We start from the raw sequence: 26,704 nt of genomic DNA, 5'->3' as shown, positions 1-26,704 counted from the left end.
TCTTTCCCGGTACGGAACGTTTCTGTTATTCAGCAATTTTATTCAGATTTCTCCTCATCATTCTGCTGCTTTGCTGCCTCCTGCGCTGCAAGGCGCTCGGCAACTCTTTTACGGTTTTTCTTCTTCGGCTGCTGAGCTGTCTGCTGTCCGGATGGCTGTTTTACCTTTTTCTCAGATTTCTCGGAAGAAATCTTTGCGGAAGCTGCTACAGCTGCCGGTGCTGCAACACGATTTTTTCTGAATGTTTTCATGGTGTACCACAGAGCACCAGTGATGCATACAGAAGAATATGCTCCACCGACGATACCTACCATCAGCGGTGCTGCAAATTCTTTAATTGAGGAAACACCCATTACATAAAGAATTGCAACCATTACAAATGTTGTCAGGGATGTGTAAATGCTTCGTGTCAGAGTTTCTGTAACACTGGTATTTACGATCTCTTTCAGTTTCTCATCCTCAACTTTCTTTCTGCCTCTCATATTCTCACGGATACGGTCGAAAATGACAATGGTAGCATTGATGGAATAACCTACGATTGTCAGCATACACGCAATAAATGTATTTCCCACAGATGTTCTGGAAATAACATAAAACGCAAGTACGACCAAAACATCATGAAGAAGTGCAAGTACTGCACTGCTTGCAAAGCGGATATCCTTGAAGCGGAACCAGATGTAAAGAAGCATGAAGATCGCAGCTACGATAACCGCTACGATAGCGTCTCTTCTCATCTCATTGCTGACAGTAGCGGAAATATTCTCCGATGTGATCAGACTTGTATCTACATCAAAATTTTCCTCCAATGCCTTATTCAGTGCTTCTCGTTCCTTGAGATCCAGAGAACGTGTTTTGATCACTACCTGATTGGTTCCCTGCACCTTGGTCGGCTGTACATTCTTATCACCTGTCACTGCCTCAACAACCGGTGTTACCTTGGAATCGATCTCCTTGATATCCATCTCTTTATTGAAGGTTACATTGGTAGAAGTACCGCCGGAAAACTCCAGACTGTAATTCATGGCTTTGTCACCGATCACATTACTGTGGACCAGCATTCCTACAGGTCCGCAAAGGATCAGGATAATGGAAACAACAAAGAAGATTTTTCTCTTTCCAACGAAATCCACAACCTTACGTTCCTTGGCAATGCCATAGAATTTCGGGTCACGAACACCAATTGCGTATACCGCATTAATAACAAGCCTGGATATAACCAGTGCTGTAAACATGGAGATCACGATACCCATTGCCAGCGTGTAGGCAAATCCCTTAACAGAACCGGAACCAAGCCACATCAGCACACAAGCCGCGATCAGTGTTGTGATGTTTCCATCAAAAATAGCGGAAAATGCTTTGCTGAATCCACTTTTGATCGCTGCATGGACAGAAAGGCCTGCCGCGATCTCCTCACGGATTCTGGCGTAGATGATAACATTAGCATCCACTGCCATACCAATGCCCAGGATGATACCTGCAATACCCGGAAGCGTAAGGGTGATATCAAAGGCATTCAGTGTGATCAGCATTAAGGTTGTATAAAGAACCAGTGCAACAGATGCAACCAGACCTGGGATACGGTATGCGATGATCATGATCAGCATAACGATCACAAGACCGATCGCTCCGGCTTTTACACTTGTTGCGATGGCTTCTTCACCAAGCTGTGCAGCAACTACGCTGGAACGAAGCTCGGTAAGCTCAAGACTTAAGGAACCGATTCTTATGTAAGAAGCAAGATTCTGTGCCTCTTCTGTACTTGCCATTCCGGTGATCTGAGCTTTTCCGCCGGAAATCTCCTCATTTACATTCGGAGCGCTTAAAACCTGATCGTCATATACGATTGCGATCTGCTTTCCAACATTTGCCTTGGTAGCTTCCGCAAATTTGGTTTTTCCATTTTTTGTAAGAGTCAGACTGACTGCATATTTCTGGGAGCTTGTGGATGAATCCTGATAAGCACCTCCCTCAGCGTCTGCAACGTCTGTACCTTCCAGTACAACAGATCCGGCTTTCTGGATATCCTCAATACTTCTTGCAAGAACGTATCCACTCTCACTGTTTCCTGTTGTAAAATTCTGGTTTCCGTCTGCATCTGTCTGATCGATAAAATACAGAGAACCTGGCTTTCCAAGTTCTTCCAGGATCGCATTTGCATCTGATACTCCTGGAATCTCAATGGTGATACGGTTGGAGCCTTCCTGATATGCCTGTGCCTCAGTACTGTACTGAGAAACACGCTGCTGCATCTTGTAAACAGTATCGGACATGTCTTCCTTGCTCGGATTGCTGTCCTTAGCCTGGTATGTGATGCTGACACCGCCGGCAAGATCAAGTCCGGTGTTGATATTCTTAGCCGAACCTGTTCCTGTAGGACCAATGCCTACCGCAGCCACATAGCAGAAGAATACTGTGACAATTGCTGTCAGAAGCAGCACTGCAATTCCTCTACTTTTCTTCATTTTCTTTTTCCTCTCTTATTCCGCCAAAGCGGCTTTTATCATGATAGCGCACTCCACACGCTTCCTCTGGAGTTCGCATCCGATCTTATAATTCCCCCGGATATCTCCGCCAAAATGGTAACCATTTGCCGCACAGCCGCCGCTGCAGTAGAATCTGGCAAAACAGTCTTTACAGTCCGGTTTCGTATAGACGTTACATCTTCCAAAGTCTTTTACGATTTCAGGCTTTGTGATTCCCTCGTCTACATTACCCATAAGGTACTGTTCCTCACCCACAAACTGGTGACATGGATAAAAATCTCCCCACGGAGTAACAGCCAGGTACTCGGTTCCTGAGCCGCATCCGGAAAGTCGTTTGTATACACACGGACCACCGGTAAGGTCTATCATAAAGTGGAAGAAGTTGAATCCTTTTCCCTCTTTTTCTCTTTTGATCATTTCTTTTGCAAGAATATCATACTGTTCCAGGATCTGTGGGATATCCTCCTCACGGATCGCATATTCTTCTGTATCTGCTGCCACGACCGGCTCAACAGAAATCTGCTTGAAGCCAAGATCTGCCAGATGCAGAACATCCTGAGAGAAATCAAGATTATGATGAGTAAAAGTTCCTCTTACATAATACTTGTCCTGATTTCTGGATTCCGCAAATTTCTCAAATTTCGGCATGATCAGATCATAGCTTCCTGCACCCTTACGGAACGGGCGCATGTAGTCATGAACTTCTTTTCTACCGTCCACACTTAAGACAACATTTCCCATTTCCTTATTGCAGAATTCCATCACCTCATCATTTAAAAGAACGCCGTTGGTTGTCAGTGTGAAGCGGAATTTTTTATTATGAAGTTTCTCCTGTTCTCTTCCGTATTTCACAAGATCCTTTACAACCTGCCAGTTCATAAGAGGCTCGCCGCCAAAGAAATCCACTTCCAGATTCTTTCTGGAGCCGGAATTAGCGATCAGGAAATCCAACGCTTTTTTTCCTACCTCAAAAGACATCAGCGCACGTCTTCCGTGATACTCTCCTTCTTCTGCAAAACAATATCTGCATGCCAGATTACAGTCATGAGCAATATGAAGGCAAAGAGCCTTTACAACGGTCTGGCGGTTTTTGGTAAATTCATCAATGATATTCTCATAAATATCTTTTGTAAAAAGCATTCCCTGTTCCTGAAGCTTCTTACATTCAGTTACAGAGGTTTCCACATCCTCTTTCTTAAAACGGTCGCCAAGCTTCTCAGCAATGGCAGCCGCTTCCATGCCTTCTTCAAGATACGGCAGCACCTCATAGGTTACTTCATCTACTAGGTGGATACAGCCGCTGTTGATATCCAGCACAATATTATATCCATTACTTTGATAACGGTGAATCAGACTCATCTTCCCGCAATCCTTTCTAAAATTCTTTTATAACCCGACAAAACGCGCCCTCCGGCGCGTTTTGCTGGATACCTGTTACTTTCAGATAAAACAAGTGAAGCAGCGGATCTCCCGCTGCTTTCCACTCATTCAACGGCTGCTTCTTATTTATGCTCGCAGCTCTGGTTTCCTACTGTACAGGAAGTCTTGCAAGCAGACTGACAGGATGTCTGACATTCGCCACATCCACCCTTCTTAACCGTGTTCTGAAGGTTCTTTGTATTTAATGTCTTGATATGTTCCATGATATATCCTCCTTTATGTATTCTATTCTTCGCCTAGTATAGCATAAAATCATCGATTTTCAAAGCATTTTTTTGTAAGCTTTTACGACAGCATCCCACCAATGGCTCCGCCACCAAGACACATGAAAAAAGTAGTCAACGCATGGGCAAAGGTCATATCCCATTTCCCCTGTGCCAGAAAAGATACCAGAAGCAGCAGAACATAATAGGAAAGCCCGGTAACGATCCCCCATATATATCGGTCTTTCCGTATGATCTTTCCCGCCATAAAACCTCCGACCAGGCAGGATACTACATAAATAATAATGATCCCCACCGCCGCCGTCCCTCCTCCAAATTCAAACTGAAAGAGCAGAAACGCCAGTATCAGAAGAAAAAGTCCTGTCACTCCATAGGCTAGCAGCAATGATCGTAATATTGCTTTTCCCTTCATAAAAAAGCCCTCCCACAGTCATTATATGGGAGAGCTTTTTCTCTTATTCATTACTTCTTTCTTTTCTTAAAAAACACTGCTACACCAGCTACAACTGCCGCTGCCACAAACAAGATCACAAACGGAAGGATCTGAGTGTTATCTCCGGTATTTACCTGTTTCTTGGATGTTGTTGCAGAAGACTGTTCTTCAGCCTCATTCTCCGCCGTATCACTGTTCTGAGAAGAAGACTGTTCCTGATCTGTGCTATCTGAAGTCAGATTCTGAGATGTCTCTGCCGTATTGGTGTCTGTACTGTCTGTTTCTGCAGAATCTGCAGTACCTGAAGATGCAGTATCCGAAGATGAAGCATCAGCTGCAGGTGTAACCGTTGCACCGGTATTGCTTTCAGCATCTGGCCCTACCAGAGATTTACTTCCAGCGATGCCAAATGGGCTGAATGAATGTGTACTGAAAGTCATTGTATCACCATCCATGCTTGGAATGATGGTCTCCATTGCGCCATTATCAAGAAGGTGTTCAATCGAATATGTATAGCCTGCCTTTACAGGTACAGTCACACTGATATACTCCCCATCCGGAATTTTATACTCTGTATTATTCTGTGTATCCCAGAGTTCAAACTCATAGGATTTAAAGATTGTTGCATCTTCTTCATTGGTAAACTGATAGTCCTCACCACCAGAAACACGAAACTGTACATACCACGGAAGCTCGATTCCTGATACAGTTATTCCATCACAGGTATGATTTTGAGACGCAATTTCCTCTTTTTCTGTTTCTGTCAGATCGGTAGCTGCATTCTGAGGGCGTTTATCCTCTGTATCATCTTTCCTGTCAAAAATATTATCCTTGTTTTCTTCAGTATCAGGAGTCTCCGTAATTTCCGGGATCGCGGTAATTTCAGCATCGTTATTTTTTTCATGATTCTCATCGTCTCTATTCTCAGATGCTGCATCGGGATCCATACCATCTTCTGCCGCCGGAGTCATCGTTACAGCAGGAGTTTCCACAGCTTCTGCTTCTTCCCCATCCTGAGTTTTATTATCCTCAGATGGTGCAGCTGTTACCTCCGGAGCTTCTGTTATCTCCGGATCCCTTTTTTCCTCTCCGCTGGCATCTGCTGCATCTGTTGTATCTGAAGAATCTGAAGAAGACTGCTCCGTTTTTCCTGTTGTCTCCGGATCTTCTTTATTTTCCTGGGCACTGTCATCCTGCAGACCTTCGTTCTTCTCCTCATTCTCTGCAGTGCTGTCCTCTGTTTCTTTTACAGAAGTATCTGCATCACTCTCATTGACGTCGGTTCCATTTTCCTCTTTATCATCGGTTCCATAGGATTCTCCTGAATCTGAATCAGAAGAATCGGAACTTTCCTCACTTCCGGAATTTTCCTCTGTACTGTCAATGCTGCTGACCACAACTGTCACGGAACCTGTAAGTGTTCCTGAATTACTGTCCCACCCTGGAAGCCCTGAAAGGTCAGCCCCTGCAGCAGGTTTGAATACTACCCCACAGGATTGTACACGTTTGTCCGGAACATAAGAACTATCTGCCCAGGAAAGAGTTCCATACGCATTAGATGGAAGCGCAATGTTAGCAAGAGCTGTAGGGCTGTCGATAGTTATATTATCCGGGATCACAGCACCGGATTCTATACCTGAAGAGTTCTCCGCATATGCCGGAAAGGTCTGTCCTCCGATCAGTGTCATGGATAATGCCGCTGCTGCCAGTATTGAAAAGCTTCTGCTAAATGTATTCTTTGTGTTCTTTTTCATAATAATCTGCACCTCTATATTCAAAATCTAAGATTCATATTTGCCTTTTGTCAAAAAATTCAGTTATATAAAATATCGAACGCATGTAACATGCGCTCGAACCAATATTTCTCCAAAAATTAATATCTTGTTAATCTTTCGTAACAGATATTTCTTTTTTTCGTCAAATGCATTATAACACAATTCTTTTTTTTACGACACCCCTAAATTAATTTTTTTTGAGCATCAATGAAAATTGTTTAATTATTCTAGTTATTTCCCCCATTACCTCATCAATTCCATCATTTGTCATAATCCACGTATTTTTATCTATAGAATCCACACAACACGAACTCACAAAGAATTCCGTATCCGGATAAAGCAACTTGTAATACATCAACGCACGTCTTGCATGACAGGTTTTACAGCAGAGAATCGCCTTTTTGATATCCAGGTATTCTCTGTCTGTTACCTGCCGGGAATAAATTGCGTTCTCATAAGTGTAGGTTGCCTGATCTTCTTTCAGAATCGCTTCTTCCGGTACACCATTCTGCATCAGAACATCTTTCAAAAAATCCCATTCCGTTTTGTATGTCCCACAATAACATTCTTTCTTGTCAAGAACTCCTGTAAATCTCCCTGCTGTGATACTGTATCTTCCACTGGGCAGGATCTTTGGTGCAAACCCATTCCTGTAAAGCTCCGCTGCTTTTTCCGCCATTTGAGGATATCCGTTTCCCGGAACAAAGATCACATCCGCTTTTTCCGGCTTATCTTCTATAAACATGAAATCTTCTATCTGTTTCAGAAACTCTTCGTACATTATTTTCTATGTCCTTTCTTTACCATCTGCAGCTAAATCCCGGATCAAAAGATATTTATCTGACAGGTATCCCTTATCCAGCTTTCTGTATTGCCTAATCATATCACTCTTTCGTGGCAGATGCACTAACAGATCATCTGTTTTCTATTTTGTAACGATCACTGTGCTATATCCACTGTCCCTCAGCCTTTGTTCCATATTGACCGCATTTCCAAGCTGCATATATGCTCCTACCTGAACTTTGTAAAGATCATTCTCTCTCAGGATAAACGCCGGAAATCCCTGATCTGTCAGCTGATACAACATCCTGTCTGCATTTTCCCGATTTCGAAATGCTCCTGTCTGTACCCGATAATACAATGGCTCTTCCACCGTTTCCTCATTCAATGTTCCCAGAATGGCATCTGCGATGCTTCTGGCAATCTCTTCGAATTTTTTTTCAAAAAGCTGATTATCCTTTTCCGAGTTTATAAATCCGGTCTCGATCAAAAGTGCCGGCATTTTTGTGCGCCGGAGCACTACCAGCCCCGGACGTTCTTTTACGCCCAGTTCCCGAAACCCCAGTTCTCCCAATGCTCCCAGGATATTCTGTGCCATCTGATATTTAATGCCTTTCTTATCATAGATCAGTACTTCAACTCCATTGTATTGTTCCGGCTTGGAACTGCTGTTGCGATGAAAAGAAATAAAAAAATCTGCTCCAGCTTCATTTGCAGCTTTCGCTTTTTCAAAAGGAGTCTGATAAATATCTGTAGTCCTGGTATAAACCACATCCACGCCATTCTCTTCCAGGATCTTTCCTACTGCAAGGGTCAGTTTCAGATTGTCATCCTTTTCCTTGCGATCTTTATAAACAGCACCCGGATCTTCTCCACCATGTCCGGCATCCAGAACGATTTTATATGCCATGTTCTTTCTCCTTGAGAATTTCATTCACAATATGATATGACTGTATGTTTTTTCCTGTGCCTGCATTTCATTTCATGCTTTATTTTGTTTTCCGGATCTGTTTACTCAACATATTTTCACGTTAATTCTTCTTGACTTTTAAGCGTTAAAGTGTTATATTAACACAATCAGTGTTGTATTTTTAAATAATCCAAAAATGCAGCAACATCGTGAGGAGGAAAACAATATGAAAAAGCGTATTTTAACAGCTGTACTCGCAGCAGCTCTTGTAACAGGAACCTGTGCTGCCACAGTAAGCGCCAAAGAAGAAAAGACTTACACAATAGGTATCTGCCAGCTGGTCCAGCATGACGCACTGGATGCCGCAACTAAGGGTTTTGAGGATGCCATCACTGAAAAGATGGGTGATTCCGTAAAATTTGACGAGCAAAATGCACAGGGTGATTCTAATACCTGTTCTACCATTATCAACAGCTTTGTTTCAGAAGGGGCAGACCTGATCCTTGCAAACGCAACCGCATCTCTTCAGGCTGCAGCTGCCGGAACTTCCGATATCCCGATCCTTGGAACAGCCGTTACCGAATATGGTGTCGCTCTCGGAATCGATGACTTTGACGGAACAGTAGGCGGGAACATTTCCGGTACTTCTGATCTTGCTCCTCTTGATGAGCAGGCCGATATGCTCCATGAGCTTTTCCCGGATGCAAAAAATGTCGGACTTCTCTACTGCTCAGCAGAGCCAAACTCCCAGTATCAGGTAGATACAGTAAAAGATGCTCTTGAGAAGCTTGGTTATACCTGTGAAGATTATGCATTCTCTGATTCCAACGATCTTTCATCCGTTGTTACCACAGCTGCCAATGACAGTGATGTGATCTATGCACCTACAGATAATACTGTAGCATCCAATACTGAGATCATCAACAACATCTGTCTTCCGGCAAAGGTTCCGGTAATCGCTGGTGAAGAAGGTATCTGCCAGGCATGTGGTGTTGCAACACTTTCCATCAGCTACTATGATCTTGGATACAAAACCGGCGAAATGGCAGTCAGCATCCTTCAGGATGGTAAAGATATCTCCAAAATGCCGATTGAATATGCACCAAAATTCACAAAAGAATACAACAAAGACATCTGTGACGAGCTTGGTATTAAAATTCCGGATGGATATGAAGCAATCGAAACAGATAAAACAGCTGAATAATCGGTAAAAAACCTATTATACACTGATACAGCGAGAAGGGAGTTCCCCTTCTCGCTGTTCGTGCATAAAAAAGAGGAGGATAATTTAACATGCAGATTATGAGTTTAATAACCGCACTTCCAGGAGCTGCCGCACAGGGGCTTATCTGGGGAATCATGGCGATCGGTGTGTACATTACATTCCGCATTCTTGATATTGCGGATCTTACCGTTGACGGAACTTTATGTACAGGCGGCGCTGTTTGTATCATGATGATGCTCAGCGGACACAATGTATGGGTGTCCATGCTGGTTGCAACAGGAGCCGGACTTCTGGCCGGTCTTGCCACCGGTATTTTTCATACCTTTATGGGCATCCCGGCTATCCTTGCCGGAATCCTGACACAGCTTTCCCTTTATTCTATCAACCTGAAGATCATGGGAAAAGCAAACCAGGCGATCAATGTTGATAAATTTAATCTTCTGGTATCCCTTCGACGTGTCAAAGGTGTTGCTCTGACACAGAATACGCTTTTTATCGTAGCAATTATGATCATCATTCTGATTGCAGTCCTTTACTGGTTCTTCGGAACTGAACTCGGATGTTCCTTGCGTGCGACCGGATGTAATCCAAGCATGTCCCGTGCACAGGGTATCAACACAGACCGCAATAAGGTTCTGGGACTGATGCTTTCCAACGGACTTGTTGCTCTTTCCGGCGCTCTTCTCACACAGTACCAGGGATTTGCAGATATCAACATGGGACGTGGTTCTATCGTTATCGGTCTTGCTGCAGTAATTATCGGTGAAGCGATCTTCAGCCGTATTTTCCGCAACTTTGCACTGAAGCTGTTAAGCGTTGTATTTGGTTCTATTCTTTATTATCTGGTACTTCAGATTGTTATCTGGATGGGAATTGATACAGACCTTCTGAAAATGCTTTCCGCACTCGTCGTTGCATTGTTCCTTGCTTTCCCATACTGGAAGGGCAAATACTTTACAAAAGCCAAACAGGGAGGTAAATGATCATGCTGAAACTGATCGATATACATAAAACATTTAATCCGGGCACTATCAATGAAAAGGTTGCTTTAAACGGCGTGGATCTTCATCTGAACGAAGGTGATTTTGTTACAGTCATCGGAGGAAACGGCGCCGGAAAATCCACTATGCTGAATGCAGTTGCAGGTGCCTGGCCTGTAGATTCCGGAAAGATCATTATCGGTGAAACCGATGTCACAAAACTTTCCGAATATAAAAGAGCCGCGTATCTTGGCCGTGTATTCCAGGATCCTATGACCGGAACTGCTGCAACTATGGGAATTGAAGAAAATCTCGCTCTTGCCAAACGCCGCGGAAAATCCCGCCTTCTCCGTCCGGGCATTACCCGCCAGGAACGGGAAGAATACCACGAACTCCTGAAGATTCTCGGTCTTGGTCTTGAGGACCGGCTCACTTCCAAAGTCGGACTCCTCTCCGGTGGCCAGCGTCAGGCATTGACACTTCTGATGGCAACTTTAAAGAAGCCTCAGCTTCTTCTTCTGGATGAGCACACTGCTGCTCTTGATCCGAAGACTGCAGCCAAGGTTCTCGAGATCACAGACATGATCGTAAACCGCGATCATCTGACAACCATGATGATCACCCATAACATGCGTGATGCAATCACTCACGGCAATCGTCTGATCATGATGTGGGAGGGAAAGATCATTCTGGATATCCAGGGCGAAGAAAAGAAAAAGCTTACAGTCAAAGATCTCCTGGACAAATTCGAAGAAGCCAGCGGTGAAGAATTTTCCAACGATTCCGCACTTCTCAGCTAAACCACAAAAAAAGAACTCTTATAATAGTTAGACAAACAGCATAACACATGGAAAGAACCTGGCCGGAATTTCATTCTTTATGATGGATTCCGGCCTTAATTTCTGTTCTAATGCCCAAATAACGATAAACTCAAAGCACTTCCATATGTCACCTCTCTTTAGCTCATTTCAATTCCACAGAGAATTCACCACTCCTTCTGCTGTATCGATAAATGGAAGATGTCAGATAATCCTCTTCCGGAGTTGCTTTCTCGAGCGTATCACTTAGAACTTCTTTCAAATCTTCCGGATAAACCACATCCGCATTATGGACCATTACTTCATGAACACTGGTAAAAACCAGATACAGGTCTGTCCCCAGAAGTTCAGAAAGACGTCTGGCTACCCCGGGCAAAAAGATTGCTGCCGCTCCATTAGTACGCTTTTCTGTACTCAGGCAATTCCCGGCAATCCCTTTATTTGGATGGTATGTTCCAAGGATATCCATGAAATTATCTCCTTCATATGTCTTATCAAACAGCATTTTTTCCCAATGATAGATTCTTGGTGGACTGATAAAATATGTATTTATTAGAGCAGCTTCGAAAACAGTATCCGCATCTTTTCCCCATTTCTCCACAAAGCTTTTCTTGATCTTTGCACTCAGAACATATCCCTCTTTTTCTCCTGCAAGATAATAAACCACTAAAGCAATATCTCCGATTTTGTGATGAACCAACTCCTTCAGTATAGTCCTGTTTTTATCTGCATTCAGAAGTCGAATAAAAAGTCTGCTTTTTATCTTCTCATAATCTTTCAGATCGTCCAAATCACATAGCACACAATTTTCACTGACTTTTTTTATCTCCCTAACACAATCATGAACGATATTTTCAAAAGAATGTTCCTGACAGTACCTTTTATAAAGTTCTTCTGTATGCAACCCGCAGACTGTTTTTGCCTTTTCCATATGACCACTCTCTACAAATAGCCTATCTCCCAAACAGCCATATTTTTCTCCATCGTTTGAAAAATAAATTTCTTCTTCCTTCAGGTCCATAGCCGCAAGAAGAAGCTTTCTCAGGTCCGTGACAAAAGTTTCATAACTTTTTTCCATATTTAATTTCCTTTCTGTGAAACAAAGCGGACGAATGTCCTGACAAAATCCTGTGCGCTCTCACAACGACGCACAAAATGATTCTGATCTGATAACATGATTAGATATTTCTGTGGAAAGAACTTCCACTGTAGAATTGCAGAGAGCAGATTTCTCTGCTGAATTTGAGTTGCCTGCTGTATGGACAAGTATAATAGAAGTTTTCAGATTTGTAAAGAAGTTTTCATCGACAGAAAAAGCAGCTTCCGCTGCCTTTTGCTGTCATACCTTTTGTATTGTTTCAGATTTGTGTCTCATTCCGAAATATCAGTAATGGATTTCTCCATGTTTCTCCAGATAATCCAGAAATCCCTCACAACCTTCCTGTATATCCTCATAAGTTTTGTCAAAATTTCCTGTATACCAAGGATCCGCAATATCCCGTCCTGATCCGGCAAAAGTCAGAAACTTATAAAGCTTCTCTTCCGGGTCATTCTTCAGCATCCTGTTAAGATTACGCATATTAGCAGAATCCATACCAATAATATAATCGGATTTTTCATAATCCGCCCACGTAATCTGCTTCGCTCTGTGCGGAACCAGTGGTATTCCCACTTCTCGCAGCTTGTTCACTGTTCCTCTGTGAGGTGGATTCCCAATCTCCTCTGTACTTGTTGCAAAACTGTCGATCAAAAACTGATCTGAAAGGCCGAGCATTTTTACCTTGTGCGTAAAAACACTCTCGGCCATGGTTGATCTGCAGATATTGCCGTGGCAGATGAAAAGCACTTTAATCATAGTTTTATTTCTCCTTCTTTTGCCCCGGAATGCCCTGTTTTGCAAGGAGTTATGGGGGGTATGGTAAAATGCTCTGAAATTACAGATTGTGGCAAAACAGAGCAGAATTGAGCATGTTGTTACTATTTGTTAGTAGTAAAATTAGTAGTAAAAGGGAATGGGTTACTACTAAGGAATCGTAATTAACCGCATGCCGTTGCCAGATTATCATACCCCTCTATAAAGCTTTCTATTTGGGAAATATTCTCAAATCTAGACGTTATAACATTTATATAGATTTGTCCATCATCAAAAACAGATTCTTCTATTTTCCCATATATACAAACAAATTCTTTAATTTCTTCATATACATCTCTTGTAGTTTTTTTTGAAGAAGAAATTGTGATATTAAACTCTTCCCCTCTTTGAATTACATTATTTTCTTCAAATAATCCAAATGGAATCGCTTGATTACATAAGCCAGCAAATGAATTAGAATACACACAAACACCACTGCAAAACAAACTAGAAGATTCCAAAGAAATCAGATAGTTATCTATATAATTATTAAAAATCGATACATTATTAAAATCTAATTGACTATTTGTAGCTTCAATAATACAACCTACAGTTTTATTGCAATCATATATCATGCTATTTGAAAATTCTAAATTTGAATTTATTATACTTAATGCTCCATAAGAGCACTCAAAAATTTTAATCCCATTGGTTCGAATATTAGTGCAGTTTTCTAATTCAATTCCGTATGTTCCACATCCAAATAATTCTAACGAATCTAATTGTATGTTGTTGCAATTCTCAAACCGCAAGACAGATCCCATACAACTTCCCTTTCGAGGCGTATGGCCTAGTGTTAATCCAATCAATTTTATATTAGAGCACTTACGAAAACAAATCACATTTGCATATCTCGGATTAACAAGCAATGTCGAATTATCCCCCACAACAGTAACATTTGATATGTTGGATACCACAAGTTGATTTCCGTCAAATACTTCTTCTTTAAAAATATTATCTGTATTTTCCCTTTCAAAATCCAACATATCATAATAACCTTTATTTAAAACTAATTTATTATTAGATGAAAAATTACTGATAAATTCATTTGTGTCTGAAATTTCAATATATTTATGTATTTCAGGCATAACTTGCCCTTGCTTACGAATCAAATTCATTACTTCAGCTTGTAAGATTTTACTTACATTATCTTTTAGTTCACTTATATCTTTGAATGGTGTATATAAACCTAAAGGTTGTAGTTTCTTTGATATTGCAGAAATTTTCCTTGTATCATCATTTTTTTCAGATTCATCAATCACCTTAAAAAAAGTTTTAATATCAGGTTTTCTACGTTTATGATAACTATCCAATGCCAAATTAAGTTCATGCTCTGTACCTGCAACATCTTCGTTAGCTAACTTTGTACCTATTTTTTTCCAATACATACAAATAAATAAATCTGCATTGGTAATTTCTAAATCCATATCAATTAAACCTTGCGGTCCATCAGCATTCATTCCAGGTGTACTGTTTTCCCACATTCTTAAATCAATACATATTCCATTTTTCATATATAATGGATTTAATGAATTCACTAAGTCTTTAATCATTTGACGTTCATCAGCCAAATCCGATGGAGAAGCTAGCACTACTTGTATTTTTTCCATTTCGTCACCCTTTCTCGTTAATGTGAAAATCTATTTTCAACAATGACAAATTTGTAATTTCTCAGCATTAAATCTTATGTGTGTTATACAATGTTTCATAAATATACTTAACACAATAATTATATCTCAGAACATCTCATTTTTCCACCAAAATAACGCTCCGCCCTAAGCCAGAGCGTTACCCATCTTCCATATTAAATTGCCTTGAACATCTTCTGCGACATTGGTTTCTTTTTCTTCTGTTCAATCTCCGCCTGCGCTTTCCTAAACTCTTCCATTCGTTTCAGTTCTTCCTCTGCATCATCGAATCCGATATGTGTGTACACATTCATTGTGACCGATATATCCGAATGCCCCATGAGGTACTGTAATGTCTTTGGATTCATTCCCGCTTTTGCCATATTTGAGCAATAGGTATGCCGACATACATGCGGTGTAATGACAGGCATCTGTACTTTATAAGTATTATTATACTTCTGAATGATGTGTTGAAAATAATGCTCCCAGTGCAGGGAATAACAGATACTTTCATTTTTATCAAAGTATAAAAATCCACTTTTTCCATCTACCATAGGCTCTGCTTTGGGCGGGTTTCGTTTTTCTATTATTTTCTGAAAGCATTCCTCTACATCCGCAGTCATAGGTATCTTTCTCGTTCCGCTGGTTGTTTTAGTCTCTTGAATATAATATCCGATTTTTGATTTTTTCTGCAATTGATGATCGATGTTGATCGTATGCTCCTTAAAATCAATATCAGAAATCGTTAAACCACAAAATTCCGAGATTCGAAGGCCGGTTTTAAATAATATGTAGATTCCCTCATAATACCTGCAAAAATGAGGATCCTCCTTCACAAATTGTAAAAACTTACGCTCCTCCGCTCTGCTGATTGCCTCTCTTGTCACACTGTCATTCACGACCACTTCCATTAGCTGAAACTGAAATGGTTTTTTCCTGATCAGGTCATCGTCCACCGCCAACTGAAATGCCGGACGAAGGACTCCTCGGATCGAATGGATGGAACTATAGCTTTTCTTTTCTACCTGCTGAAGATGTATCAGCCAACATTTTGCATCCGAAATCCGAACCGTATCAATCCTTCTTTTTCCAAATGGATCTTTCTTCAATATATTGATAACTATTCCGTATCCTGCAACTGTAGTAGGTCTGACACCGGTTTTGGTTGATATATATTTTTCAACCAGTTCCAGCACTGTCATATTTCCGCCATTTGTTGCAATCTGCTCGAAATGATCCGCCTGAATTTTCTTCTCCATCTCTCGAAGCGACAAAGTACGGTGCTTTCCTTTCGGAGTTGCATCGTTATGGTCTAAGCGCCAGCTATATACGCAGCGCTCCTTTCCCATCTCATCGACATACTTAAATCGATATCTGCCATCAGATAACTGTATTTCTCCATTGTGTAATATACGTCCTCTATGATCTCTCCTTTTTTCACTCATAATATTTCGTCTCCTTCATTAAATGCTCATTTAACTTGGAAGACCGTCTCGGTTTATTCATTATACCACAAGACCTTCTCTTCGCTAAGATAAAATGAACATTATTTTCATTACTATTTCTTCTATTCTGTCACTTAAACTGTACTGGCTGTGTCCAGATAATCTTCAAATAATTTTCTTTTGAACCGGATATGCGAACCAACTTCCAAAATAAAATCTGCTCCTTCATTTTCACCTGCGATTTGTCTCAATCTCTTTTCTCCAATTCCGTAATATTCTGCTGCTTCGGAAACATTTAAAGAATATTTCTTCCAAACAGGTATTGTTTTTTCTGTATGATTCATTCGCATTCCTCCTTCCCTCTGTTTGTGTTCAACAGCGTTTTCGCTTTCTCCATTTTCATACTTGCAATCACTTCTCGTTTGCTTGTGCCTCCAACATACATAGGCGTACACATTTCTAAAATACGGTCATAGATACGCCTTTTATCCAACATGGTCTCGCTTTTTATTTCTTTCAGCGGAAGATTCGTTGTGATGATCAAAGGTCGTCCCGAACGGATCCTGCGATCTATGACACTAAAAATAATTCCTAACGCATATTCTGAATTTCGTTCCACTCCAAGATCATCAATAATCAAAAGCTGGTAAGAAGCCAATGCATTGATATATTCCGTTTTGTCTGCCAACGGAAATATATCATCGATAATGGTATTGAAGTTGGTCATCTTTACCGTTACTTCCCGCTTAAGAAGTTCATTGGCAATACACCCGGCAATATAACTTTTCCCAGTGCCAACCGGTCCCCAGAACAAACAGCCTATATGATTTCTTTTCATTTCCTCCCAGTTATCAACATAGCTTTTTGCCTTATGCATTACTGCATCTGACATATCTGCATTCTCAAATGTCCACTCTTCCATCCTGCTCTCGTCAAAACAGATGCTCATATTTCTACTGACTAATTCCCGGTGTTCTTTCTCTTTAAAATATTTTTGTTCTTCTTCATATGCTTTTCTGTCACAGGCACATTGCCTGGAATGTTTCTTCATCCCCATAAAGCCACCCTCGGGGAAAAAAGCTTCTTTCGCTTCCCCACAGACTTTGCAGTATTGCAAACCATCACTGCCTACACATACGGTATCTTCTTCTCTCATCACAAACTCTCTTCTTCCCCATAGCAATAATTTACTTCATGATATTTATTACTTTTATATTTCTCAGTTACTTTACTAGGTGCCACATTTCCGACTCCTGCACAGCCATTTTTACGACCAGATGAAGGTTGCTTTTCCGACTCTGTTGCAACCATCTTTTCAACCGCCTTATCGTCAACCGGCTGTAAACCTATCTCATCAGATGGATTTTTTACATATAAATGATTGGGTTTTGAAAAACCACCAGATCTGCGAACCAATAGTCCCACATCATCTAATTCCTTCAATGCTGTTTTTACAGAAGATTTACATTTGCCGATTTGAGCAGACAATTCCTCTATCGGAAAAATCAGATAAACATTTCCATACTTGTCTATCCAACTAAGTCATGAACCACCAGTTCAACTGGTGGTTTGATTATGCCCCTATAAGGGGCCTATGCCTGCAACGCCTGAAAGGCGGATGCCTCAAGCACTTATACCGGCCGGCCTCTAAAAGAGGCTATCTTCTAGTATCTTCTCTTTTCGATTCTTCTTTTTGTTGCTGAATGTATTCCTTTACCGCATCTTCTGTGATATTGCCTACTGTTGCGACATAATATCCTCTGCCCAAAAAGCTTTTGACCATCCATTTACACTTTCCGGATATTTATCGTGTATCATTAATGCACTTTTTCCTTTTATGTACCCTACCACATCTGACACTTTTTCGCTTGGCGGAATGCTTAAACACAAATGTACATGATCTGCGCATACTGCACCTTCTACTATTTCTATGTTCCGGTAATCGCACAGTTTTTTTATTATTTCTCTTACATCTGCTTTTAATCTTCCGTACATAATTCGTTTTCTATACTTTGGTATAAACACTATATGATACTGGCATTTATACCTCGTATGTGATAAACTACTACTGTCCACGTTGGACCGCCTCCTATTCTCTTTAGTATTGGCTTGAGACACCTTTACTATTGTATCATAGGAGGCTTTATTATACATTCTACAACGTCACTACTACACTATTCGCCCCAGCATAGCTGGGGGATTAGCTCTTTCATTCATTCTCGATATCCGTGCCCGGTCATACAAAATCATATAAAGAAATTTTGCAGTTTGGGAAATGCGCAGTTTGAGCAAAAACTTCGGAAACTGGAAGTACTGAAGCATCTGCTCTGACTCCTTCATGTATTCATATTTCATTCTTTTCTCGCCTCATTTCTGTTTCTAATTGTTGTAAAAATCATTTTTATGCCGGCTAAAAAATGTTCTTACACTTATACAAAAGATGAAGGGCATAAATACAGCCTCTTGATGAAAAAATTTTTATTTTTTCCTGTCAAAAACACCCTTACATAAAACGAAACGCTGAGAGGCATCTTTACAGCCCCCTGATGAAATTTTTTTATTTTTTCGGTTAATTGAATACTTAAAAACAAAAAAACACTCACCTATTCCAGGTGAATGCCTTATCAAAATTTCCTTATTTTGTTGTCTGTGACGCTTACTCAGATATGCTCGCGTATCTGCTAAAATATAATTGCCAGCAATTATATTTTCACGTGGGTATGGGGACGTAATCCCCATCAAGTCTGCTACTCGTAAGTAATACAAAATTGTCAAAATGACAATACTGTAATACACGGGTGGATCTTGCTCTGGTATTTTCTCCTCATCAAATCGGTTTGTGATATTTGGATGCTACTCTAAAAATATTATGATGTTCACTAATCATTATGAACTCTTGTCTTTTAAGCATATCTTTATTAGATTTATATGTCATTTTATGATAGAATTAATTTTGAAGAGGAGGTATTATTATGGACTATTTATCGGCAGCAAAAATGAGATATTATTCAAAAGATAACTCTGAAAACATCATAAAAAATTTAAACAAGAAACTTTCTGCTAATATTTCAGCATAGTAATGTCATAGAAAAAGTATCATTTCAGTAGTAAAATACTGGCTAAAAGCAGACAGTATTTGGAGAGTACCGTTTAGACATCAGGAGGTAACATAATGGGTAAGAACACGACAAATGATATGACGCAGGGAAACTGCATGCGTTTACTGGTACAGTTTTTTCTGCCGATCCTGGCAGGAAATCTGTTTCAGCAGTTATACAGCTTTGCAGACTCTATGGTGGTGGGAAAAGGAATTGGCGATACGGCACTTGCAGCAGTCGGAAATACCGGTTCCGTACATTTTCTGATCATTGGTTTCGCAATTGGGCTGACAGGAGGATTGGGAATCTGTATTTCTCAGTCTTTTGGAAGTGGCAATTATGAAAAACTTCGTAAGGAGCTGGCAATGTCTGTCTGGATCTGTCTGGCTATTGGGATTTTGATCACAGTGGTAAGTCTGGCCTTCATGCGGCAATTATTTACATTTCTCCATACACCGGAAGATCTGATGACGGAAACACTGCAATATTTCGGAACAATTCTTGCGGGAACCACCATTACAATTTTTAATAATTTTGCCATGACACTTCTGCGTTCCGTCGGAAACAGCCGGGTGCCTCTGGTTGCAATGATAATTTCCGCCATTGCTAATGTTCTGATGGATCTGTTATTCGTTTTTCCGCTGCATATGGGTGTTTTTGGCGCAGCGTTAGCCACTGTTCTGGCACAGGTTCTGTCTGCGCTTTACTGCTGTTACTACATAGGAAGGGAAAAAAATCTGATCCCGAAAAAAACGGACTGGAAACCACAGAGTGTAATCATCAAAAGACTGACATTGAAAGGTCTGCCTGTTGCCGTTATGAATTCTGTCACTGCAGTGGGTGGAATGGTATTGCAGACATTTGTCAACAATATGGGAACAAGCTATGTGGCTGCCTATGCGGCATGCACCAAGATCCTCAGTCTTTTTGAACAGCCGGCAAATACAGTGGGCCTGGCACTTCTTACTTTTGTGGGACAGAATTATGGTGCCGGAAAAAAGGAGCGGATACGTACCGGTATCCGGGAAGGAGTTATCCTGACGATCCTGATAAATATTCCACTGGCTTTGATGTTGCTGTGTATTCCTGAGTTTCTGACTTCTTTCATGTTGAATGATGCGTCGATTATTTCTTACACAAGAGATTTTCTGGCGGTTACAGGCATCTGTCTGTTTCCTCTGGGATGGCTGTTTGTGTTCCGCAACGGGTGTCAGGGCATGGGACATACGTTTGTTCCGATGCTTTCAGGAGTCCTGGAAGTGTCTCTTCGAGTGGTCATGGTAAAGCTGCTGACTCCATATCTGGCTTTTCGTGGTGTTGCTCTGGCAGAAGTATCTGCCTGGATCGGCGCCTGGATCATGTTGATGATCACTTACTGGATCTATCAGGAAAGAACGGATTCTTTTCGGTAAGTCTGAGGAGAACATCCTACCTTGGTGCGAAACTGTCGATTGAAATTTGAAAGGTTATGAAATCCGGTATCGAAAGCAATGTCGGAGATACTGCGATCCGTATTGCGCAGAAGGTCGCATGCTGATCGGATACGTACCTGATTCAGATATTCAATGGCTCCGAGACCGAAATTCTGTTTGAAACAGCTCATAAAGTAACTGCTGCTCATATGAGCGATCTTTGCCAGCTGCTCTATGGTGACAGATTCAGAATGATGTTTCTGTATACAAGTGAGAACAGGCCGAAGTGTTTCGGTCATCCGAGATTCTGTCGAAACCGTGTGTTCGGTGCAGAGTCCCGGTGTCGATGCCAGCAGATAAAATAAGCGAAGCAATTCGCTTTTCAGTAACAGATCAGACGTTGCAAGATTTTTGTGCGCACACTGCATAATAGTCCGGACCGAATCATGGAGTTCATGATACCCCGGGGGGGGCCTGAGATACAGGGACCAGAACTCTTCGTCTGGAAGAAAAGATCGGCAGCAGAATATCTGTATAACAACGGTCATCGTAACTTCCCACCAGCGTATTCTGATGAAAAACAATGGTATCATAAAAAAAAGAGCTGTGCTCATCCGACATGATAGCATGAAGGACGTTGGGCTGGATCAGAACGATGTCTCCTGGTTTGGCAGAGATGGTCTGATCCTCGTATTTGAAAAAACCATTTCCAGATTTTATGTAATTTAATTCCATTTCACTGTGCCAGTGCAGCGGTACACTCGTAAAATAATCCGGTATACCGCAGTCATAGTAACTGTATGGAACCTGAATGGATCCGTACTGGCACTTTTCTTTTATCGCATAAAGATTCTGATGACGCAGATACGCAACAAGTTGTTGTATCCTCCAGTGCAATCGTTCAATCCTTTTGCAGAACGGACGAGAAATCCCTTAGAGTTCATCATGTCGAAATCTATGGGGTGGTTCCTGCATTCATGGAATGAAAAATATGCATACTTTTTTTGTTTCGTTGTCCTTAAAATATCCGCACATATCGTAATGCCCCGTCTCAAAAGTAATAAGCCTTAATCCATATTTTGCGGCATTAATTTTCATGCTCTTTTTCATGTCATTTGCAAAATCTATAAATTCCTTGGAATTTTTTCCCATAGTCATCTTTTATTGTTTTTCCCTGATATTTTCTGTATAGTTCTTCCAAAACGTTTTCCTTTCATATTCTGAACTTTTGAAATGATGTCGCCATTGATAACATTTTTATTATACAGGAATGAGGCGGTAATCGCAAACACAATCCACAATACAAAATGATATTCTTTTTTTCTGGATGTTTCTGTGATATACTTATACGCGATCGTATCAGACCGGAAAGGAAATATTATGTTACAAAAATTATATGTTTTTTTCAGGAAAGAAACCGTTTTGTCAATTGCAGTGATCCTGGCGCTTCTTTCTATGTTCTGGGTCAGACCGGATAAGGCTTATTTTACTTATATCGATTTCAGGACTCTCGGGCTCCTATTCTGTTTGATGGCAATTGTAGCTGGTTTGAAGGCTGTTGGTGTTTTTGATATACTTGCCAAAAAATTGCTTATGGGAACATCGGGAACTGTGGGTGTGATCAGGCTGTTGGTACTCTTATGTTTCTTCCTGTCAATGGTGATCACCAATGATGTGGCATTGATTACTTTTGTTCCTCTTGCACTGATCATTGTGCATAAACTGCCAAAGGAACTGGGCAATTACTGGCTTCTTAAAATAGTAGCCATGCAGACAATCGCTGCTAATCTCGGAAGCATGCTCACACCAATCGGAAATCCGCAGAACCTTTATCTATATGCCAGAGCAGGGATGTCCGCGGCAGAATTAATAACCCTGATGCTTCCCTATTCCGCCACAGCACTTATCCTTCTTCTGATATGGATACAGGTAGCCGCTGCCAAAGCACCTCACGTATGCGGTTCCGAAAAAGATAAAACTCTTTTGGGATTCTCTGACAGAAAAGAACTTAACATGGAATACCTGGCCGCTTACCTGATCTTATTTACAATCTGCCTGCTCACTGTTGCACGTATCATTCCATACCAGATTCCTCTTGTATTGGTTCTTATATATATGCTGCTAAGAAACAGGGAAAATATAAGCAGGGTGGATTACTCCCTGCTTGCCACCTTTATCGCATTATTTATTTTTATCGGCAATCTTGGAAGGATTCCGCAATTCAGCAGTTTTCTGGAAAGAATCATGGCAGGAAGGGAAACACTTACTGCTGTTCTTGCCAGTCAGATTATGAGCAATGTTCCCGCTGCGCTTCTTTTATCCGGCTTTACAGATAATTACCGGGCTTTAATTGTCGGAACCAATATTGGAGGTCTCGGCACTCTGATTGCATCCATGGCAAGCCTGATAAGTTTCAAATATATTGCAAAAGAAAACAGGAATCTGAGAGGGAAGTATTTGGGAATATTCACAGCCTCCAATATTATATTCATGATATTCATGTTAATATTGTATTTTTTTCTTAGATAAAGGTTTTCCCGGAATTACAAAAGCTATAGCAATTCTTTCTTCGCAAAAAATTCTCCGCGGCACTCTCACATCCTGGAAGAAAAGCCGCGGAGAAATAAATATATTTTCGGTGCCAATACAAAGATCATTAATCTTTACACCACTTTACAACTTTTTCATAAAAAAATATCGTACAGGGCTTTCTGATGTATAATGAGTTTGCTCCAACAGCAGATATTTTGTTTTTTTAACTTGTACTAAATCTTGACATAGGACCAGTTCCCAGAACCAGAAGTCGAACACCATTATTTTCTTTTCCGTAAATTTCAGGAATATCATCCACTTTTGGATTGACTTTATAAAAAGTATTACTTTTATCTGCACCTGTTCTCTCCTCAATCAACCTTCTCATTTTACTGATAGGCGTAATACTCTCCAGTTCTTCCTCTGAAAAACCCAGTGCAAGTCCAAGATTTGCATCTGGATCCACCTCTACAGCAAATACTTTTTTCCCTTCTTCTGCATACAGCCGTGCTAATACTGCAGATATCGTGGTTTTCCCTACTCCGCCTTTTCCAGTTACAGCAATTTTCATCTGTTATCTCCTCAAATGCTTCTTACTCCACTTCCTCCAGTTCTGTTCCTTCTGGAAGAATATATCCGCAGTTATCACATACTCCATCCTCTGCAAGTATCCCGTCTTTCACAAAGGCTTCAATGCCTCCCGGTTCATGACAGCGTGGACAATCTAATTCCCGTATCTTTTTCTGATTTCTTACATCCTGGCAATTGGAAAATCCAATTTTACCCATAGTGATTCCTCCATTTTCATTCCATATCAATTTGTCTTCGCAAAAAAGTTCCTACCATACGGGAAAAATTGCTGATATTACGAATATAGGCAAAGTCTTTTCCATAGATTCTCTTTTCCACGGAGAGCTCTTCTTCATTCCCTACAAAAATACCAATTACGAAAATTCCCTGATTTCTGGCACGACGCACCTCATATGCAGTATCTTTCACAGCTCCTTCTCCGTCATAGATCTTGGGCTGGCGGGTTCCTGGTCGTTGTATGCTCATATCACAGGGTTTTCCATCACTTAATACGATTAAAATCTTATTTTTTTCCGGTCGCTCCATGAGAGAGGAACAAACGGTTTTCAGGGCAAGCCCATCTCTGTTATTGGCATATGCCCGAAATTGAAAGATTCTTTCATTTGTTTCCCTTGGATCTTCATAATCCCGAAATCTCTGAAGTACTGTATATCCCCAGAAAGCACAGTATCCTGTCACCCGATGAGGAATTCCTGCCTGGCTTAATGCTTCACTGATAATATATCCCTGCGCCGCTACCTGAGCCTGTCTGCCAGCTTGGGAACCACTGGAATCAATCAAGACATCTATTACAAACTCAGAATCTTCTGCTCTCTTTTTTCTATTAAATAACTTGTCATCATCTGTTCTTCCAATTTTCCATAACCTTTCAGGAACAAGCTGCCCTGCATCAGATCTGCTGACAAAATCATCCTTTCGGATTATAAATGCCCGTTTCAGTGACTCTGCCAACTCAGAAATATTTCTTTTGATGATCCAGTGATTATTTCCATAATAGGCTTTATTTTTTTCAAACTGCAGCTGTGAAAAACGGTATTGATTATTTTTTATCACAGGGTTCTGTAAAATTCCATCTGTAAGATACAGGATACAGTTTTTGTGGATTCCTGTACAAAATTTACGGTTGACTCTGGCCTGCTCCGATTCACTTAGATACGATTTTCCGTAATTCAGTTCCACATATTCCCGTATCCGTCGCACTGCCTGTGGATTTATATTCTCCGAGCTTTCCGGAACTTCTTCATTTTCCGGCGAGAAATAAAATCTTTTTTTCTTTTTGTTTCTGATATCCAGACTCATCATCTTTTTTTTGAGATTAGAAAGATATTTTTGAATGATGTCTTCCATCTGTTCATCCGTCATGCATTCCTGCCACGCGTCATTGGCCAATGCCATATCCGGTAAATTCAGAATCTTCTCCAGATTTCCATTCCTTTTTTCAAAAGAGGGATCCAGAACATGATTATAAATCTCATCTATCACGTTTATGACCTCTTCCGTATTTTCCGCATCCTTCAAAGAAAGAATCTTGTACAATGCAATCTCTGCCTGTGGATCCATTCCCTCATCGTTTGTGTTCTCCAGAACATGCCTTATATACAGAAGCCTAATCCTGTGAATCAGGTCTGTTCCAGCTTTGTCTGATACCTGCTCTTCCTCGGCCTTTTCCAATTCTCTGAACGCCTGTTCTCTGATTTCCTTTGTTCCCAAACGTTCTCGAATGATAAAACGATTCACTGCAGCATCCATGCATAATCCGGCAAGAGGCAAAAGCATATCTTCTCCAGCAGAAAAATGTAATTTTTTCATCAAATACATGCCAAGTTTCTTCTGATCAAAATATCGTGCAAAGGCACCCTGCTTCACTGCCTCATACAGAACCGTTTGTTTTGAATAAACATATTTTTCTGTATCCGGTTCAAATTCCATATCATAATCACCACTGACTGTCCAAAAAAGATTTCTGATACGATTACTGATCTCCAGACGATGTTCTTCCAGTTGTTCCGCCGGCCATCTGACATCCTCCATACAAGCTTACCCCCATATATCTTTTCCGGTCCAGGAAGATGGGATTCTGGTAGAAACCACATCTTCTACGATCTCTTTTTCAAATACATCAAAACTTTTATTTATAATCCCCATCTGGATTGCATCAATTGGAGAAAGTCCGCTTCTTGTTGCTTTTACAGCAGAAACCAATCCTCTCAGGTCAAGAGATTTTGTTGAGATTTCTCCATGATAAGCTTTGATCTGCAAATCCAGAAACAGTCCTGCAAATGCTTTCAGTGCACTTTTTTTCCCATCTGGAAAATGTTGTCTTAATACAAAAAGGACACTATCCTCATCCATTTCAGGCATATCAATTACCATAAACCTTGAAACCAATGCTTCATTTAGCTCTCTGGTACCTGCGTAACCATAATTCATCGTGCCGATAAATCGTGTTGCCGGATGAAGTAAAATCCTGTTATATCCTGGAATATCGATTCTGCGCCGATGATCCAGTGTGGCATGCAATACAGAAACCGCATCATTTTTTGCCATATTGATTTCGTCCAGGATTCCAAATCCTCCAAATTCCGCGCATTGGTAGATGGGGCCTTTCCGAAGGCGAACCTCATTATTTATAAAGGTATCCGTTCCGATCAGATCAGCACTGTCTGTATTTACATGAAAAGAAATGTCGTATTCCGGTCTTCCGAATATCCATGCCAGTGTCTCGCATAGTACATTTTTTCCTGTAGCTTTCGCACCGGAAAGTAACAGGTTATCTCCCTGAAGAAGCGCTGCTATTGACATTTCCAGAATCTTTTTCCCATAAAATAAGATATCCGGTTTTTCTACCCGTTCCTTTACCTGATCCTTTACCTCATAACGCATGTGAAAATCTCTCAGTTCTCCAATCAGTTCCTGCGCTATCTTCTGGTCTTCTAAATATTTTTCTATTTCTGTCCAATGATTTCTCATGAGGATTTTCCTTTCTTTGCAATTGGTTATACCAAATCAGATAATATT

Annotated in this window: 26 protein-coding genes and 1 pseudogene; 5 read left to right on the top strand and 22 right to left on the bottom strand. The window is 40.8% G+C overall.

Features of this window, described 5'->3' with window-relative positions:
- Nucleotides 1–38: 38 nt before the first annotated feature.
- From secD to DWW77_RS08335, 7 genes are all read right to left on the bottom strand, one after another.
- Nucleotides 39–2,462 carry a protein translocase subunit SecD gene (secD, locus tag DWW77_RS08365; protein ID WP_118608498.1) on the bottom strand — a complete coding sequence of 808 codons (2,424 nt, stop codon included), beginning with the start codon at nucleotides 2,460–2,462 and terminating at the stop codon, nucleotides 39–41.
- Nucleotides 2,463–2,477: 15 nt separating this feature from the next.
- On the bottom strand, nucleotides 2,478–3,836 hold the full coding sequence (gene scfB / locus DWW77_RS08360) for a thioether cross-link-forming SCIFF peptide maturase (RefSeq protein WP_059086868.1): 1,359 nt from the start codon (nucleotides 3,834–3,836) through the stop codon (nucleotides 2,478–2,480).
- 149 nt (nucleotides 3,837–3,985) lie between these two features.
- The gene (scfA, locus tag DWW77_RS08355) at nucleotides 3,986–4,126 is read right to left on the bottom strand and encodes a six-cysteine ranthipeptide SCIFF (protein WP_015524633.1); all 141 of its coding nucleotides are present in this window, start codon (nucleotides 4,124–4,126) and stop codon (nucleotides 3,986–3,988) included.
- Nucleotides 4,127–4,208: 82 nt separating this feature from the next.
- Nucleotides 4,209–4,559 carry a TIGR04086 family membrane protein gene (locus DWW77_RS08350; protein WP_021650373.1) on the bottom strand — a complete coding sequence of 117 codons (351 nt, stop codon included), beginning with the start codon at nucleotides 4,557–4,559 and terminating at the stop codon, nucleotides 4,209–4,211.
- 50 nt (nucleotides 4,560–4,609) lie between these two features.
- Nucleotides 4,610–6,334, bottom strand: a complete 1,725-nt coding sequence (locus DWW77_RS08345; protein WP_118608497.1) for a hypothetical protein — start codon at nucleotides 6,332–6,334, stop codon at nucleotides 4,610–4,612.
- 208 nt (nucleotides 6,335–6,542) lie between these two features.
- Nucleotides 6,543–7,136, bottom strand: coding sequence for a YdcF family protein (locus DWW77_RS08340; RefSeq protein ID WP_021650371.1), 594 nt, complete (start codon nucleotides 7,134–7,136; stop codon nucleotides 6,543–6,545).
- 144 nt (nucleotides 7,137–7,280) lie between these two features.
- Nucleotides 7,281–8,045 carry an N-acetylmuramoyl-L-alanine amidase gene (locus DWW77_RS08335; protein WP_044960663.1) on the bottom strand — a complete coding sequence of 255 codons (765 nt, stop codon included), beginning with the start codon at nucleotides 8,043–8,045 and terminating at the stop codon, nucleotides 7,281–7,283.
- 226 nt (nucleotides 8,046–8,271) lie between these two features.
- Here DWW77_RS08335 and DWW77_RS08330 point away from each other — a divergent pair, with 226 nt between their 5' ends.
- From DWW77_RS08330 to DWW77_RS08320, 3 genes are all read left to right on the top strand, one after another.
- Nucleotides 8,272–9,249 (top strand): ABC transporter substrate-binding protein, encoded by a 978-nt coding sequence (locus DWW77_RS08330; protein ID WP_044960660.1) that lies wholly within the window; start codon nucleotides 8,272–8,274, stop codon nucleotides 9,247–9,249.
- A gap of 89 nt (nucleotides 9,250–9,338) precedes the next feature.
- Entirely contained in the window at nucleotides 9,339–10,253 is a 915-nt protein-coding gene (locus tag DWW77_RS08325) for an ABC transporter permease (RefSeq protein ID WP_022427133.1), read from the top strand.
- Between the two features lie 2 nt (nucleotides 10,254–10,255).
- Nucleotides 10,256–11,050 (top strand): ABC transporter ATP-binding protein, encoded by a 795-nt coding sequence (locus tag DWW77_RS08320; protein ID WP_118608496.1) that lies wholly within the window; start codon nucleotides 10,256–10,258, stop codon nucleotides 11,048–11,050.
- A gap of 163 nt (nucleotides 11,051–11,213) precedes the next feature.
- Here DWW77_RS08320 and DWW77_RS08315 read toward each other — a convergent pair whose 3' ends face one another.
- The 8 genes from DWW77_RS08315 to tnpA form a co-directional block, all read right to left on the bottom strand.
- A complete protein-coding gene (locus tag DWW77_RS08315; protein WP_118608495.1) occupies nucleotides 11,214–12,146 on the bottom strand; it encodes a DUF5688 family protein in 933 nt (310 codons plus the stop codon).
- A gap of 306 nt (nucleotides 12,147–12,452) precedes the next feature.
- Nucleotides 12,453–12,923 (bottom strand): low molecular weight protein-tyrosine-phosphatase, encoded by a 471-nt coding sequence (locus DWW77_RS08310; protein ID WP_118608494.1) that lies wholly within the window; start codon nucleotides 12,921–12,923, stop codon nucleotides 12,453–12,455.
- 182 nt (nucleotides 12,924–13,105) lie between these two features.
- Nucleotides 13,106–14,590 carry a right-handed parallel beta-helix repeat-containing protein gene (locus DWW77_RS08305; RefSeq protein WP_118608493.1) on the bottom strand — a complete coding sequence of 495 codons (1,485 nt, stop codon included), beginning with the start codon at nucleotides 14,588–14,590 and terminating at the stop codon, nucleotides 13,106–13,108.
- A gap of 194 nt (nucleotides 14,591–14,784) precedes the next feature.
- A complete protein-coding gene (locus tag DWW77_RS08300) occupies nucleotides 14,785–16,053 on the bottom strand; it encodes a site-specific integrase (protein ID WP_118608492.1) in 1,269 nt (422 codons plus the stop codon).
- Between the two features lie 134 nt (nucleotides 16,054–16,187).
- On the bottom strand, nucleotides 16,188–16,397 hold the full coding sequence (locus DWW77_RS08295; RefSeq protein ID WP_004844954.1) for a MerR family transcriptional regulator: 210 nt from the start codon (nucleotides 16,395–16,397) through the stop codon (nucleotides 16,188–16,190).
- Complete coding sequence (locus DWW77_RS08290) at nucleotides 16,394–17,209, bottom strand: ATP-binding protein (protein ID WP_118608491.1); 816 nt, start codon at nucleotides 17,207–17,209, stop codon at nucleotides 16,394–16,396. Before DWW77_RS08290 ends, DWW77_RS08295 begins: the two co-directional genes overlap by 4 nt.
- Nucleotides 17,209–17,586, bottom strand: coding sequence for a replication initiator protein A (locus DWW77_RS08285; RefSeq protein WP_330603409.1), 378 nt, complete (start codon nucleotides 17,584–17,586; stop codon nucleotides 17,209–17,211). Before DWW77_RS08285 ends, DWW77_RS08290 begins: the two co-directional genes overlap by 1 nt.
- 204 nt (nucleotides 17,587–17,790) lie before the next feature.
- The gene (gene tnpA, locus DWW77_RS08280; RefSeq protein ID WP_330603400.1) at nucleotides 17,791–18,129 is read right to left on the bottom strand and encodes an IS200/IS605 family transposase; all 339 of its coding nucleotides are present in this window, start codon (nucleotides 18,127–18,129) and stop codon (nucleotides 17,791–17,793) included.
- A 1,096-nt stretch (nucleotides 18,130–19,225) separates the two neighbouring features.
- On the opposite strand from tnpA, the gene DWW77_RS08265 reads away from it, so the two are divergent.
- Complete coding sequence (locus tag DWW77_RS08265) at nucleotides 19,226–20,563, top strand: MATE family efflux transporter (RefSeq protein WP_118608490.1); 1,338 nt, start codon at nucleotides 19,226–19,228, stop codon at nucleotides 20,561–20,563.
- Here the strand turns inward: DWW77_RS08265 and DWW77_RS18035 are convergent.
- The 3 genes from DWW77_RS18035 to DWW77_RS08250 all read right to left on the bottom strand — a co-directional run bounded on the left by DWW77_RS18035 (nucleotide 20,536) and on the right by DWW77_RS08250 (nucleotide 21,721).
- A complete protein-coding gene (locus DWW77_RS18035; RefSeq protein ID WP_274602525.1) occupies nucleotides 20,536–20,862 on the bottom strand; it encodes a helix-turn-helix domain-containing protein in 327 nt (108 codons plus the stop codon). The two genes, DWW77_RS08265 and DWW77_RS18035, sit on opposite strands and share 28 nt — an antisense overlap.
- Nucleotides 20,863–21,016: 154 nt before the next feature.
- Nucleotides 21,017–21,460: a cupin domain-containing protein gene (locus DWW77_RS08255; protein ID WP_118608488.1), complete on the bottom strand. Its 444-nt coding sequence runs from the start codon at nucleotides 21,458–21,460 to the stop codon at nucleotides 21,017–21,019.
- A 78-nt stretch (nucleotides 21,461–21,538) separates the two neighbouring features.
- A complete protein-coding gene (locus DWW77_RS08250; protein WP_092070323.1) occupies nucleotides 21,539–21,721 on the bottom strand; it encodes a hypothetical protein in 183 nt (60 codons plus the stop codon).
- A 222-nt stretch (nucleotides 21,722–21,943) separates the two neighbouring features.
- Between DWW77_RS08250 and DWW77_RS08245 the strand changes: the two genes are divergently transcribed.
- A complete protein-coding gene (locus tag DWW77_RS08245) occupies nucleotides 21,944–23,092 on the top strand; it encodes an SLC13 family permease (RefSeq protein WP_118254229.1) in 1,149 nt (382 codons plus the stop codon).
- Nucleotides 23,093–23,348: 256 nt separating this feature from the next.
- On the opposite strand, the pseudogene DWW77_RS08240 reads toward DWW77_RS08245, so the two are convergent.
- The 4 genes and pseudogenes from DWW77_RS08240 to DWW77_RS08225 form a co-directional block, all read right to left on the bottom strand.
- Nucleotides 23,349–23,666 (bottom strand): annotated as a pseudogene (locus DWW77_RS08240) (nucleotide-binding protein); the annotation flags it as partial.
- A gap of 22 nt (nucleotides 23,667–23,688) precedes the next feature.
- Nucleotides 23,689–23,883, bottom strand: coding sequence for a hypothetical protein (locus tag DWW77_RS08235; protein ID WP_118608486.1), 195 nt, complete (start codon nucleotides 23,881–23,883; stop codon nucleotides 23,689–23,691).
- 16 nt (nucleotides 23,884–23,899) lie between these two features.
- Nucleotides 23,900–25,717 (bottom strand): cobaltochelatase CobT-related protein, encoded by a 1,818-nt coding sequence (locus DWW77_RS08230; protein ID WP_118608485.1) that lies wholly within the window; start codon nucleotides 25,715–25,717, stop codon nucleotides 23,900–23,902.
- Between the two features lie 6 nt (nucleotides 25,718–25,723).
- The gene (locus tag DWW77_RS08225) at nucleotides 25,724–26,656 is read right to left on the bottom strand and encodes an AAA family ATPase (RefSeq protein ID WP_015524504.1); all 933 of its coding nucleotides are present in this window, start codon (nucleotides 26,654–26,656) and stop codon (nucleotides 25,724–25,726) included.
- Between the last annotated feature and the right edge of the window lie 48 nt (nucleotides 26,657–26,704).

The organism is Ruminococcus sp. AF17-12, from assembly GCF_003479245.1.
GTDB classification, from domain to species: Bacteria; Bacillota; Clostridia; order Lachnospirales; family Lachnospiraceae; genus Blautia_A; species Blautia_A fusiformis.
Note: the sequence above shows the minus strand (reverse complement) of the source record. Positions and strands in the feature narration are given on the sequence as shown.

Excerpts from the sequence above, each read along its gene's own strand:
- secD (WP_118608498.1), bottom strand. The coding sequence starts at position 2,462 with ATGAAGAAAAGTAGAGGAATTGCAGTGCTGCTTCTGACAGCAATTGTC.
- scfA (WP_015524633.1), bottom strand. The coding sequence starts at position 4,126 with ATGGAACATATCAAGACATTAAATACAAAGAACCTTCAGAACACGGTT.
- DWW77_RS08350 (WP_021650373.1), bottom strand. The coding sequence starts at position 4,559 with ATGAAGGGAAAAGCAATATTACGATCATTGCTGCTAGCCTATGGAGTG.
- DWW77_RS08345 (WP_118608497.1), bottom strand. The coding sequence starts at position 6,334 with ATGAAAAAGAACACAAAGAATACATTTAGCAGAAGCTTTTCAATACTG.
- DWW77_RS08340 (WP_021650371.1), bottom strand. The coding sequence starts at position 7,136 with ATGTACGAAGAGTTTCTGAAACAGATAGAAGATTTCATGTTTATAGAA.
- DWW77_RS08335 (WP_044960663.1), bottom strand. The coding sequence starts at position 8,045 with ATGGCATATAAAATCGTTCTGGATGCCGGACATGGTGGAGAAGATCCG.
- DWW77_RS08330 (WP_044960660.1), top strand. The coding sequence starts at position 8,272 with ATGAAAAAGCGTATTTTAACAGCTGTACTCGCAGCAGCTCTTGTAACA.
- DWW77_RS08325 (WP_022427133.1), top strand. The coding sequence starts at position 9,339 with ATGCAGATTATGAGTTTAATAACCGCACTTCCAGGAGCTGCCGCACAG.
- DWW77_RS08320 (WP_118608496.1), top strand. The coding sequence starts at position 10,256 with ATGCTGAAACTGATCGATATACATAAAACATTTAATCCGGGCACTATC.
- DWW77_RS08315 (WP_118608495.1), bottom strand. The coding sequence starts at position 12,146 with ATGGAAAAAAGTTATGAAACTTTTGTCACGGACCTGAGAAAGCTTCTT.
- DWW77_RS08310 (WP_118608494.1), bottom strand. The coding sequence starts at position 12,923 with ATGATTAAAGTGCTTTTCATCTGCCACGGCAATATCTGCAGATCAACC.
- DWW77_RS08305 (WP_118608493.1), bottom strand. The coding sequence starts at position 14,590 with ATGGAAAAAATACAAGTAGTGCTAGCTTCTCCATCGGATTTGGCTGAT.
- DWW77_RS08300 (WP_118608492.1), bottom strand. The coding sequence starts at position 16,053 with ATGAGTGAAAAAAGGAGAGATCATAGAGGACGTATATTACACAATGGA.
- DWW77_RS08295 (WP_004844954.1), bottom strand. The coding sequence starts at position 16,397 with ATGAATCATACAGAAAAAACAATACCTGTTTGGAAGAAATATTCTTTA.
- DWW77_RS08290 (WP_118608491.1), bottom strand. The coding sequence starts at position 17,209 with ATGAGAGAAGAAGATACCGTATGTGTAGGCAGTGATGGTTTGCAATAC.
- DWW77_RS08265 (WP_118608490.1), top strand. The coding sequence starts at position 19,226 with ATGGGTAAGAACACGACAAATGATATGACGCAGGGAAACTGCATGCGT.
- DWW77_RS18035 (WP_274602525.1), bottom strand. The coding sequence starts at position 20,862 with ATGACCGAAACACTTCGGCCTGTTCTCACTTGTATACAGAAACATCAT.
- DWW77_RS08250 (WP_092070323.1), bottom strand. The coding sequence starts at position 21,721 with ATGACTATGGGAAAAAATTCCAAGGAATTTATAGATTTTGCAAATGAC.
- DWW77_RS08245 (WP_118254229.1), top strand. The coding sequence starts at position 21,944 with ATGTTACAAAAATTATATGTTTTTTTCAGGAAAGAAACCGTTTTGTCA.
- DWW77_RS08235 (WP_118608486.1), bottom strand. The coding sequence starts at position 23,883 with ATGGGTAAAATTGGATTTTCCAATTGCCAGGATGTAAGAAATCAGAAA.
- DWW77_RS08230 (WP_118608485.1), bottom strand. The coding sequence starts at position 25,717 with ATGGAGGATGTCAGATGGCCGGCGGAACAACTGGAAGAACATCGTCTG.
- DWW77_RS08225 (WP_015524504.1), bottom strand. The coding sequence starts at position 26,656 with ATGAGAAATCATTGGACAGAAATAGAAAAATATTTAGAAGACCAGAAG.